This is a genomic window from Mycobacterium pseudoshottsii JCM 15466 (genome assembly GCF_003584745.1).
Classification (GTDB): Bacteria; Actinomycetota; Actinomycetes; order Mycobacteriales; family Mycobacteriaceae; genus Mycobacterium; species Mycobacterium marinum.
The window spans coordinates 1,513,256-1,525,315 of the sequence record NZ_AP018410.1 but is presented as its reverse complement, the minus strand read 5'-3'; the positions used below and the strand labels follow the sequence as shown (position 1 = coordinate 1,525,315).

Annotated in this window: 6 protein-coding genes and 2 pseudogenes; 3 read left to right on the top strand and 5 right to left on the bottom strand. The window is 67.8% G+C overall.

What is annotated here, in order from left to right; genetic code table 11:
• Positions 1-14 precede the first annotated feature (14 nt).
• The 3 genes and pseudogenes from MPSD_RS06890 to phoU all read right to left on the bottom strand — a co-directional run bounded on the left by MPSD_RS06890 (position 15) and on the right by phoU (position 2,789).
• A pseudogene (locus MPSD_RS06890) lies at positions 15-882 on the bottom strand (pseudouridine synthase).
• Positions 883-1,086: 204 nt separating this feature from the next.
• Positions 1,087-2,082: pseudogene (locus MPSD_RS06885) on the bottom strand (magnesium transporter CorA family protein).
• A gap of 41 nt (positions 2,083-2,123) precedes the next feature.
• Entirely contained in the window at positions 2,124-2,789 is a 666-nt protein-coding gene (gene phoU, locus MPSD_RS06880; protein ID WP_011740600.1) for a phosphate signaling complex protein PhoU, read from the bottom strand.
• 319 nt (positions 2,790-3,108) lie between these two features.
• Between phoU and MPSD_RS06875 the strand changes: the two genes are divergently transcribed.
• Both MPSD_RS06875 and MPSD_RS06870 read left to right on the top strand, forming a co-directional pair.
• Positions 3,109-7,572 (top strand): cation-translocating P-type ATPase, encoded by a 4,464-nt coding sequence (locus tag MPSD_RS06875; protein WP_086084684.1) that lies wholly within the window; start codon positions 3,109-3,111, stop codon positions 7,570-7,572.
• A 132-nt stretch (positions 7,573-7,704) separates the two neighbouring features.
• Positions 7,705-8,343 (top strand): DUF5994 family protein, encoded by a 639-nt coding sequence (locus MPSD_RS06870; RefSeq protein WP_086084683.1) that lies wholly within the window; start codon positions 7,705-7,707, stop codon positions 8,341-8,343.
• A gap of 7 nt (positions 8,344-8,350) precedes the next feature.
• Here MPSD_RS06870 and MPSD_RS06865 read toward each other — a convergent pair whose 3' ends face one another.
• Entirely contained in the window at positions 8,351-9,895 is a 1,545-nt protein-coding gene (locus tag MPSD_RS06865; protein WP_086084682.1) for an FMN-binding glutamate synthase family protein, read from the bottom strand.
• A gap of 211 nt (positions 9,896-10,106) precedes the next feature.
• Here MPSD_RS06865 and MPSD_RS06860 point away from each other — a divergent pair, with 211 nt between their 5' ends.
• The gene (locus MPSD_RS06860; RefSeq protein WP_020727309.1) at positions 10,107-10,289 is read left to right on the top strand and encodes a hypothetical protein; all 183 of its coding nucleotides are present in this window, start codon (positions 10,107-10,109) and stop codon (positions 10,287-10,289) included.
• A gap of 13 nt (positions 10,290-10,302) precedes the next feature.
• Here MPSD_RS06860 and MPSD_RS06855 read toward each other — a convergent pair whose 3' ends face one another.
• A complete protein-coding gene (locus MPSD_RS06855) occupies positions 10,303-12,060 on the bottom strand; it encodes a glycerol-3-phosphate dehydrogenase/oxidase (protein ID WP_020788424.1) in 1,758 nt (585 codons plus the stop codon).

Sequence of the window (12,060 nt, the reverse complement as noted above, 5' to 3'; positions counted from 1 at the left end):
TCCCGGTGGTTGGCTCATATTTCTCGGGGACTGACGAACTCGCGGCGCGAGCCGGACAGCGGATCCTCGAACTCGATGCGCTGAGCCAGCAGGCTCAGCGGCGAGCTGAAGTCGCTAAGGTCATGTGGCGACTCGGGTATCACGTTGGGGTACAGGGGATCCCCGAAGATCGGCAGGCCAAGCGAGGCCATGTGCACCCGCAGCTGGTGGGTGCGCCCGGTCCGCGGGGTCAACCGGTACAGGCCCTCGGGTGAGATCAGCTCCACCAGCGTTTCCGCATTGGGCTCACCGGGCTCGCAGACCGCCTGCAAGTGGCCCCGCCGCTTGACGATGCGGCTGCGGATAACCCGCGGGAATGCCAGGTCAGCATCGACCGCGGCCCGGGCCAGGTAGGTCTTTGCGTACCGCACCCCGGGCAAACAGCGTCTGATATCGCCCGCGCAACTCGCGCCGGGTGGTGAACAGCAACACCCCGGCCGTCAGCCGATCGAGCCGGTGCGCCGGGCTCAGCTCGGGCAACCCGAGCTCGCAGCGCAACCGCACCAGCGCGGTTTGCGCGACGTGGCGACCCCGCGGCATGGTCGCCAGAAAGTGCGGCTTGTCGGCGACCACGATGTCCTCGTCCTGGTGGAGCACCGGCATCTCGAAGGGCACCGGCACTTCTTCGGGAAGATCACGGTAGAGGTACACATGCGATCCGGGCTCCGCCACCGTCGCGGTATCGACGATGGCGCCTGCCGCGTCGACCACCTCGCCGGCCAGCACCTTTGCGCGGGCGGCCGCGCCGAACCGTTCGCTCAGCTCGGCCAGCACCGGCCCACCGTGCAGTCGTACCCGCGCCGGCCCCAAAGCGTCGCGGACGCGCAGCGGTGCGGGCTTCACAGCGGTCCTCCTAGCCGGGTGGCGACGTCGCCGGTGGGAGACTACCGACCCAGCCGAGCATAGGGGCCCTAACGGCAAAGTTTGCGCCGTCGCGTCCGGGGTTGGCGCTGCGGACTCCTTGGGTTCATTCACCCAAATGCCGGACGGACTGGTGCTGGGCGCGCCCTTGAACGCAAAACACCATGTCCCGCATGTGATTCGGGATCAGAGCCAGTCGCGACGGCGGAACATCACGTAGAGCAACGCCATCAGGACCACGATCACGCTGGTACTGGCGAGGAAACCCGCTAGCGTTCCGAAGCCCGGGTAGGGAACGTTCTGGCCGTAGAAGCCCGTGATCGCGGTTGGCACCGCGATGATGGCCGCCCATCCGGTCAGCTTCTTCATGACGGCGTTGAGCCGGGCGTCCTGCAGCGAGAGGTTGGTTTCGAAAATGGTTGAGATCATGTCGCGTAACGACTCTGTCCACTCCGAAACCCGAAGCACGTGGTCATACAGATCGGCGTAGAGCGGGTCGAGTTCCCGGGCGGCCTCAACGTGCAGGCGGTGATGCTGCAGGGAGTTGACCACTTCGCGCATCGGTAGCGCGATGCGCCGCAGGTTGACCAGGTCTCTGCGGATCTGAAAGGTTCGGCGCTGAAAGCTCCCCCGTGGCGAGTTGTTTTCGAACAATTCATCTTCGATCGCCTCGATGCAGTCATCGAGGGCTTCCACCGCCGCGAAGTGACTGTCGACCACCACGTCAAGCAAACCGTGCACCAATGCACCCACGCCGTACTGTTGCCCGCCGATCTCATCCCAGCGCCGGGTGACTTGGGTGATGTCGAAATCCGGCGTCAGCCGCACGGTGATCAACCCCTCGAGCACGAACGCCGAAATCCGGCGCATCGACAACATCGGCGCAGTGTCTTCGCCCAGGCCGCCGACCACACCGGCGTCTTAGACGGTGAAGAAGGTGTGGGTCACATAGGCGGTCGACTTGACCCGCTCCGCCGCCGCCACCGCGTCTTCGACGGCCCAGTGGTTCAGGCGGAGTTTTTCGGCCAGGTCGCTCAACGTGTCATGGTCCGGATTGCACAAATCGGCCCAGACCAGGGTGTTCTCCTCGCTGAGGTACTCAGCGATCTTGTCGAAATCGAACTCATCCTGGAGCTGCCCAGACCGCCACACGCGGCCCCGGACACTCGGCGCTACCTGCACGAGGTCATCTTGTCAGCCCAGAGCAGATGCGGCGCGCCGACCTAATACGTGGATATCTCGTCCTCGGAAGGCAGTACCCCGGTAACCATGAAGATGACGCGGCGCCCGACCTCCACCGCATGGTCGGCGAAGCGTTCGTAGAAACGGGCCAGCAGTGCGGTTTCCACACCCGTGGCGACCCCGTATTTCCATTCCTGGTCAATCAGCACACCGAGCAGGCGCCGATGCAGATCGTCCATCGCATCATCTTGGTCGTGCAGCAACGCGGCCTTCTTCGGGTCACGGGTCAGCAGCACCTGTTTTGCGCTGTCCCCCAACGCGATTGCCACCTTGGCCATCTCGGCGAAGCAGCCGCGGACTCCCTCGGGAAGCACCTGCTTGGGATACTCCACCTGGGCGATCTTGGCGATGTGTACCGCCAGCGCACCCATCCGCTCGGTATCGGCGATGATCTGCGCGGCGCTGAAGACCGACCGCAACTCGCTGGCCACCGGCTGCTGCAACGCCAGCAACGCCAACGCGTCTTTTTCGATTTTCGCGCGCATCGCCACGATCTGCTCGTGGTCGGCGATCACCTGGTCGGCGGCCACCGCATCGGCCTCCAACAGGGCTTGGGTCGCACGCTTCATCGCCAACCCGGCCATGCCACACATCTCTCCTAGTCGCGCGGCCAGATCGGCGAGCTGCTCGTGGTAGGCGGTCCGCATGGGTAGAACCTCTCTAGGCGTGAATTTCCGGGTAGTGCCACCGCGGAGTCGACAGGGCCATCATGGACCAGGCGGCGCCCGCAGACATGAGATTGCGAGCCAAATTTTTCAACCCGCGCGGTCACCGTCGCGCGACTTGCGCTAGTGACGAAAGACCCGCGGATCCGGGCCTGAATGGCTCCTGCGCATGTCGTCGCGCCCGACTAGTGTTCCCAGTGAGAGCAGCGGCGCTAACGCATTCGAGTGTGGTGCGACCGGGGAGGCTGCCAGACCGCTCGGAAGTTCTTGACAGACCAATCGGGAATCGGTGCTAGGTAACGTGAACAACTCGATCACGCGGTATCTGCCCGGTTTCGGCCTGGTGACGGCGCCGCTGCGGGCGGGAGCCCTGCTGGCGGCCACCGCCGGCAGCACGGCTCTGCTGGGCGGCAACGTTGCGGCCAGCATCGGAAAGTCCTTGGTCCGCGCCACCCCCGATGTGCCGGCCTTGGCCCGGGCGGCGGCGGCCGTGGCGGTCGAGGCGATGGGCGGCCCACCGGCACGGCGCTGCAGCACCAATGGTCGGCGGCGCTGGATCGAGGTGCGCGGCTTGAGCGGCGACGACGCCGCGGCCATCGCCGGCGACGTACTGGCGGCCGTGCGCCAGACACCGGGCGTGCACACCGCATTCCTCAATCGCACCCTGGCACGGCTGGTGGTCACGTTGGATGCCGAGGCCGAGGGGCCCTCGACGGCGCAACTGTGCCGGATCGTCGCCGCTGCCGAGGGGCGCCATCGGACCCGGACAACCGGGCAGCAGCCGACCGGCCTGCCGGGCGACGACGTGGTGCTGATGGGCCGCATGATCGCGGCCGGGGCCGCCACCATGGGCCTTGGCCTTTCGCTGACCGGCAGCCTGCTGCGGCTGCCCCGATTGCCCGACTTGGTCGCGGTACCCCCGACGCTGATAGACCACCTTCCCCGGCTACGGCGTGAACTGGAAAAGCGGCTCGGGCCGGAGGGCACCGACGTCCTGTTCGGCGTCGTCAATGCCACCACGGCCGCATTGACGCTGTCGCCGACGGCCGCCGCCGCCGAAGCCGCCACCCGGGCGATGCTCGCCGCCGAGGCGTGGAACGGCCGGTCCACCTGGTTTCGGCACGAGCCGCGCCTGGGCAGCTACGCCACCCCGGACGCTACCGCGGCAACACCAAAGCGCATCTCGAGTCCGCCCGATGGACCCGCGGAACGCTACGCCAACCGGATCGGTTTGACCGGTCTCGGCGCCGCCGCCGTGGTCGGGCTGTTGTCACGTAACCCGGACGCGGCCGGCGCCGCCGCCCTGGCCGCGGTCCCAAAGCCGTTGCGCACCGTGCGCGAAGCGTTCGGCTGCGCATTGAGCAACGGCCTGACCTCCCAGCACGACGCGCTGGTGCTGCGCCCCCGCGCCCTGCGGGCACTCGACCGGGTCGACGCGATCATGATCGATCCGCGCGCCCTCTACACCGACGAGTTGACGGTCAGCCGCGTCTTGGGAGTACAGAATTCGGCGCGCGGCAAGGCCTGGGAGGCGGTCGCGGCCGCCCTCGACGACCAACGGCTGGCCCCCGGATGGCACCACCTGGCTGACATCCCGGGAGCCGGGCGGACCGGCCGGGCCCTGATCAGCCCCGTTCGCGACCCATACGCGGCCGCGGTGATCACCGAAGCACGCCGCGCGCGCCCTCGGGTCTTTTCCCTGGAGGATGACGGATTACGTTCTCTGGCGCAAGGATTCGACCATCTTTATCCCTCGGCCGAGTCGATCGACGATGCGATGGCGGCCGCGCTTGCCGAGCTGAAAGCCGGTGGGGCCACGGTGGCGCTGTTGACCACCTCGGCGCTGCAGGCCGAGCACCGGTCCGACGTCACCATCGGGGTGCTCCGGGCGCGCCATCCGCCGCCGTGGGGCGCCGATGTCCTGGTTTCGGACCTGACCGGCGCCTGGCGGGTGCTGCACGCGCTGCCGGCGGCGCGCACCGCCACCGACAGCGCCATCCGCCTGTCGGCGTCGGCTTCGGCGATCGGCGCGCTGATGCTGATTCCCAGTGTGCCGGGGCGCGGTTCGGCGTCGGTCAATGTCGGCATGGCGGTCAGCCTGTATCTGGGATTCCGCTCGGGCACCAAGGTTTTTCACGATACGGTGCCGGAGCCCGAAGCCGGCCACGACTGGCACAGCCTGCCCATCGCGGAGGTGCGGCGGCTGCTGCCGCGTCCGGCCGAAGAAGACCGTCGTGACGCGGAGAACCGATGGGAGAAGTTGCCGCCGATTCGGATGGTGCACCGCGGCACCGCAGCATCGTTGCGCCTGGTTCGTGATTTCGCCGCCGAGATGCGCGACGATCTGTCCGATCCGATCACCCCGATGCTGGTCACCGGCGCCGCCGCCAGCGCATTGCTGGGTTCTCCGCTGGATGCCTTCCTGGTCAGCAGTGTGCTGTTGCTCAATGCCGCGCTGTCGGCCGAGCAGCAACTGCACGCCGAGCGCATCCTGAATCGCTTACTGGCAGTGCAGGATCCACCCGCGCGGCGACGACTTGGCCCGCTCGACGACCAGCGCCGCGAGAAGGTTCCGGCCAAGCGGCTGCGTCCGGGCGACATCATCGAAGTCCACGCCGACGAGGTGGTGCCCGCCGACGCCCGGCTGTTGCACGCATCCAGTGTCGAGGTCGATGAGTCGACGTTGACCGGCGAGTCGCTGCCGGTCTCCAAGCAGACCGAGCCCACCCCGGGCGCCCCGCTGGCCGAGCGGGCCTGCATGCTCTATGCCGGCACCACGATGGTGGCGGGCACGGCGGTGGCCGTGGTCACCGCAGTCGGTTCGCGTTCGGAGATGCGCCGGGCGCTGGCGATGGCCCCGCGCAAGTCCCGGGAAATCGGCCTGCAGCGGCAGTTGAGCCGAATCACCCGGCGCGCGTTGCCGTTCAGCGTCGCCAGCGGGGGCCTGGTCGGGCTGCTCAGCATGTCGCGCGGCACTCCGCTGCGAGAGGCGGTGGCCAGTGCGGTCACCCTGGTCGTCGCGGCAGTGCCGGAAGGCTTGACGCTGGTGGTGACGCTGGCCCAGCTCGCTGCGGCGCGCCGGCTCACCGGCGAATCCGTGCTGATCCGCAATGCCCACTCGATCGAAGCGCTCGCCCGGTTGAACGTGGTGTGCTTCGACAAAACCGGAACGCTGAGCGAGAACCGGCTGAAGGTCAAAACGGTGCGCCCGGCGCCGGGTTTCACCCCGGGGCAGGTGTTGGATGCCGCGCTGAGCAGCACCTACTCCAGACACACCCACCGGGTTGAGCATGCCACCGACGACGCGATATTCCAGGCCGCCGACGACCCCGCGGTTCGCGGCGACGGTTCCCAGCCGCAACCGCGGCTCTCCCGTGACGCGTTCCTGCCGTTCCAGTCGGGCCGCCCGTTTGCCGCCGCCCTGGCCGGGACCCGACTGACCATCAAGGGCTCACCGGAGGTGCTCTCGGCGGCGCTGCGGCGGGCCCCCGAGGCCGCCGCGGACCCCTTCACCAAGCAGATCGACGAGATGGCCACCGGTGGCCTGCGGGTGCTGGCGGTGGCCGAGCGTCAGCTGCGCCCCGAGCAAGCCACCGCGGCCGCCGCCGATCCCGATCTGCTGGAATCCCTGTGCCAGTCCGAACTCACGCCGGTCGGTCTGCTGGGCCTGGCCGACACTCCCCGGCCGACGGCCCAGTCCGTGCTCAATGGGCTCGCCGACCGCGATATCGGGGTCCGTCTGATCACCGGCGACCACCCCGCCACCGCCACCGCAACCGCCCAGGAGCTCGGACTGGACGTCACCGACTCCGAGGTGATCACCGGCGCCGAATGGGAAGCGCTGTCGGCCGACCAGCGGGCCACGGTGGTCGCATCACGGCTGGTCTTTGCCCGGATGTCGCCCGAACACAAGGTGGAGGTGGTGCAGGCTCTCGAGCGCGCCGGGCTGGTTACCGCGATGGTCGGCGACGGGGTCAACGACGCCGCCGCGATCCGAGCGGCCAGCGTGGGTATCGGGATGGCCGCCCGCGGCAGCGATGCGGCCCGGACGGCGGCCGATGTGGTGCTGTTGGACGGACGGATCGACGCGCTGCTGGAGGCTCTCGACGAAGGCCAACAGCTGTGGCGTCGCGTGCATTCGGCGGTCTCGGTGCTGTTGGGCGGCAACCTCGGCGAGGTGTCGTTCGCGCTAATCACCACGCTGCTGACCGGCCGCTCGGTGTTCAATGCGCGGCAGATGCTGCTGGTCAACATGCTTACCGATGCGCTGCCGGCGGCGGCGTTGGCCGTCAGTCCCCAAACCAGCAACGTCGAGGTGGAACGCGACGAGGCGGCCATGTGGCGAGCGATCGGGATACGCGGCGCCTCCACCACGACCGGCGCCATGCTGGCGTGGCTGATGGCCAGCGCGACCGGCACCCGGCGCCGGGCGGCGACGGTCGCGCTGATCGGTTTGGTCGGCACGCAACTCACGCAGACCGTGGCCGACTCGCACGGCCCGCTGGTGGTGCTGACCACGGTCGGGTCCTTCGGGGTGCTCGCGGTGGTGGTGACCACCCCGGGCCTCAGTCACCTGTTCGGTTGCACCCCGGTGGGCCCGTTGGCCTGGGGGCAGGCGCTGCTGGCCGCCGCGGTGGCGGGTTCGGCGTCGGTCATCGCACCCGAACTGCTCATGCGGGTGTCGCGGCAAGCTCAGCGCCTAATCAGCGTCACCGCCGATGGGCAGGCAACGGTGCAGGAACGCGAAGCCGGGGCGCCCACGTAACCAAATGTTCGTTCAGCCGCTACCCCGACGTCGAGCTTTCGAGTCGCGGGGCGTTCCCTACGCCCGTAGTTTTTGATTCGGGGTCCGACGGGTTGGCTGACAACCCGCACAGTCAACCGACGGGTGGTTGGGATGGAGCGCGAAACTCTCTTGCAGCTGAGATCATTTCGGCCTGCTTTGGAACATGTCGATGGCGCGTGGTGGCCGCGGTCGAGGCAGTTGGTGGACGAGCTGCCGGGCCTGGTTGCCTCGATTACCGTACGCCTGGGACCGATCGTGATGGTCAGCTACCACCGCAATGGGTGGGAACAGACCCCGACGGTGGCCGAGATCGCCGGTCACACTGTCGAATTGCTGGGCTTCAGCAGCGACGACCCGGCCAGTCTCATCCTGATCGGCCAAGACGGTCACCATCTGACGCTGCGGGTGATCTCACCGGATGCCAGCGACCAGAGTGCGCAGTGGACCCTCGATGAGGTGCGGGTCGATACCGGCGCCGGCAGCCCGCCCGCGGGCCGCTCCCTGGTGGAGCGCAACGTCGCCGACGTCGCCGACAAGCTGGCCCGCCACGAGGGGCTCGACGACGATCAGCGGACCGCCCAGATCAAGCGGTGGTGTGAAGAGGCCGCAGCACAGTTCGTCGATGCGCCGGTGCAAACGTTCGTTCCGATCCTGGTCGAGCACATCGTGCGCAATCGCATGATCGAATCCCGTGGTGCGACGCGCTCGCCGCTGCTGGAACGCTCACCCGAGCCGGCGAACAGCCGCTGAACCGTCCCTATCGGGGCGGGCTCGCCTTGGTCATGAGAGCCGTGATCGCCGCCACGTCAGCGGGGCTGGGTATGCCCCAACCGGGCTGGTAGCCGAACAAGTCGTCGACCTGCACCGTCTGCAGATCCACGTCGAGAAGCTCGATCGCCTGCAACGGGACGAGGGCGGGGTGCACGTAGCCGCAGTCCCGGGCCAAAGACAGCAACTCGAAGCGCAGCGTGGCCAGATAGTTGGCACAGCGCACCGCTTTGAGGGCCGGGTCCAGACCGTGCTGCAACCACGCCGACTGGGTGGCCACGCCGGACGGGCATCGGCCGGTGTGGCAGCGCTGAGCCTGGATGCAACCGATGGCGAACATGGCGGTCCGTCCGACGTTGATCATGTCGGCGCCCATCGCCAGGGCCAGCAGCGCGTTCTCGGGGATACCGAGCTTGGCGGAGCCGATGAACACCACGTCGTGGTGCAGGTCCTCTTCGGCGAAGGTGCGAAACACCCTGGGGAAGGCCCATTTGAAGGGCGGGGCGACATGGTCGCTGAAGACCAGCGGGGCCGCGCCGGTGCCGCCCTCTCCGCCGTCGACGGTCACGAAATCGACACCGCGACCGGTGCGTGCCATCCGCGCGGCAAGCTGGGGCCAAAACAACCCTTCGCCGACGGCGGACTTGATGCCGACGGGAAGACCCGTCGCATCGGCGATGGTCTCCACCAGCTCGAGCATCCCGTCGATGTCAGCGAACGCGGAGTGTCCGGCGGGGCTCTTGCAGTCCACTCCGACCGGAATCCCCCTGATGGCAGCGATATCCGCGGTGACTTTGGCGCCGGGCAGCATGCCGCCCAGCCCCGGCTTGGCGCCTTGCCTCAGCTTGATTTCGATCGCGCGTATCGAGGGCGTGGCGGCCACCCGATCGATCAGCCGCGACAGGCTGAACGTCCCGTCGTCGTTGCGGCAGCCGAAGTATCCGGTGCCGATCTGCCATACCAGGTCGCCACCGTTGAGGTGATAGGGCGACACCGCGCCCTCACCGATGGTGTGCAGGGCGCCCGCGATCCCCGCGCCCTGATTCAGCGCGCTGATGGCCGCGCCACCGAGCGCGCCATAGCTCATCCCGGAAATGTTGACCAAAGACGAGGGCCGGAAGGCTTTGGCACGCCCGCGGGCGCCACCAAGCACCTTTGCCGCCGGCAGCGCGACGGCGGGATCCGGATGAGCGGGCTCGCCGTCCGGGGCCGATACCGGAAATGCCGCGTGCTTGATGATGGGGTAGTTGTGGGCCCGCGCCAGGTCGTTGTCGGTGCCGAATCCGAAGTATCGGTTGGTCAATTTCGATGACGTGTACACCCAGCGCCGCTGGTCACGGCTGAAGGGCCGCTCTTCGTTGTTGTCGGTGACGATGTATTGGCGCAACTCCGGTCCAAAGGCTTCGAGCAGAAAGCGCAGATGGCCGATGATCGGGAAGTTGCGCAGGATGGCGTGCCGGCGCTGCCAGAGATCCCAGCCCGCTACCCCGGCCATACCGCCGCCGAGCACCGCCGCCACCGATCGCGGCTTCATGCCGAACCCGGGTTCGTCGTCATCACCATGTTTGCCCCTTGCTGATCCCCAGGAGAAATTTGTTCACGTGGATTTGACGCGCAAATGTCGGATTTGACGTCACCGATGAATAACGTGATCTACCAGCGGCCGGGTGACGGTTCGACGGCGAACCGGGGCCGCTGGCCTTAAATCCCGGGCCGCAGGTGTCCTCTTCCCACGAAGGAGGCCAATGGTGTCGTTGCCCGATCACATCAACATGCGGCCCGACGGTGTGCGAGCCGCGGCCGTTCTGACAGCGCGATCTCGCGAGGCGGTGCGCTCGGCGTTGGCGGCGGTCGCCAGCAAGCTGACCCCGGCCGCCAGCGATGAGGACGACCCGATGCTCATGGCTCGCGGCGCCGAGCGGTGTTGAGGTCCAGCTAGTTTCAATTCAGCGGCACCGGCTCGAGGATCTCGGCACGCGCCTCGGGTGCGCTGGCCCGCAACATGTCCGCCGATACGTCGTCGGGCTGGGCCTGCGACAAGACCTCCGCTTCCACCCGCGCCTTGTAGTTCGCGACTTCTCGCTCGATGTCCTCGACGGTCCACCCGAGCACCGGTGCGACCACGTCGGCCACCTCACGGGCGCAATCGACACCTCGGTGCGGGTACTCGATGGAGACTCGCATGCGGCGGGCCAGGATGTCTTCCAGATGCAGCGCGCCCTCGGCGGTGACGGCGTAGAGGGCCTCCACCTTGAGGTAGCCAGGAGCCTCCTTGATGGGCGTCAGCAGGTCCGGATCGTCGGCCGCCAGTTCCAGCACCTCGTTGATCAGCGATCCGTAGCGGTCCAATAGGTGACGCACTCGGTAGGGGTGCAGGCCGACCATCTCGCCGACGTGTTCCACCTGGTTGACCAGCGCAAAGTAGCCGTCGGCGCCCAGCAGGCTGACCTTCTCGGTGATCGACGGCGCCACCCGGGCCGGAACGAACTGCACGGCGGCGTCGATCGCGTCGGCCGCCATCACCCGGTAGGTGGTGTACTTGCCGCCGGCGATGGCCACCAGCCCTGCCGCCGGTACCGCCACAGCGTGCTCGCGCGACAGCTTGGACGTGTCGTCGCTCTCCCCGGCCAGCAGCGGCCGCAGACCGGCGTACACGCCGTCGATGTCGGCATGCGTCAGGGGCGTGGCCAGCACCGCATTGACCGTTCCCAGGATGTAGTCGATGTCGGCCTTGGTGGCCGCGGGGTGGGCCAGGTCCAGGTTCCAGTCGGTGTCGGTAGTCCCGATGATCCAGTGGCTTCCCCACGGAATGATGAACATGACCGACTTCTCGGTGCGCAGGATCATCGCGACGTCGCTGACGATGCGGTCCCGGGGCACCACCACGTGCACACCCTTGGACGCTCGAACCTGGAATCGCCCGCGTTGCTTGGACAGCGCCTGAATCTCGTCGGTCCAGACCCCGGTGGCATTGACCACCACGTGCCCGCGGACCTCGGTGATCGAGCCGTCCTCGGAATCGCGCACCCGCACCCCGACCACCCGGTCGCCCTCGCGCAGCAGCGCTACCACCTGGGTGGAACAACGGACGACCGCCCCGTAGTGCGACGCGGTACGAGCGACCGTCATGGTGTGCCTGGCATCGTCGACGACGGTGTCGTAGTAGCGGATACCGCCGATCAGGGAGCCGCGTTTGAGGCCCGGGCTCAGCCGCAACGCGCCGGCACGGGTCAAATGCTTCTGCGCGGGAACCGATTTCGCGCCGCCGAGGCGGTCGTAGAGGAAGATCCCGGCGGCAATGTAGGGACGTTCCCAGCCACGCTTGGTGAGCGGGAACAGAAACGGCAGGGGCTTGACCAGATGCGGCGCCAACGTGGTCAGCGACAGCTCCCGCTCGAAAAGGGCTTCGCGCACCAGGCCGAATTCCAGTTGTTCGAGGTAACGCAGTCCACCGTGGAACATCTTCGACGAACGGCTCGACGTGCCAGAGGCCAGATCGCGGGCTTCGATCAGGGCCACCTTCAGCCCGCGGGTGGCGGCGTCCAGCGCACACCCGGAGCCCACTACCCCGCCGCCGATAACCACCACATCGAACTGCTCGGCACCGAGCCGCTCCCAGGCCAACGCGCGCTGCTCGGGCCCCAGCGAACCGGCGGGCCCGGTCTGGTCACGCTGCGATGCGCCGGTCGGATTGCTCAC

What these genes read in the sequence shown, in the direction of transcription:
- phoU (WP_011740600.1), bottom strand. Translation starts at nt 2,789, where the DNA reads ATGCGGACCGCCTACCACGAGCAGCTCGCCGATCTGGCCGCGCGACTA.
- MPSD_RS06870 (WP_086084683.1), top strand. Translation starts at nt 7,705, where the DNA reads ATGGAGCGCGAAACTCTCTTGCAGCTGAGATCATTTCGGCCTGCTTTG.
- MPSD_RS06865 (WP_086084682.1), bottom strand. Translation starts at nt 9,895, where the DNA reads ATGAAGCCGCGATCGGTGGCGGCGGTGCTCGGCGGCGGTATGGCCGGG.
- MPSD_RS06860 (WP_020727309.1), top strand. Translation starts at nt 10,107, where the DNA reads ATGGTGTCGTTGCCCGATCACATCAACATGCGGCCCGACGGTGTGCGA.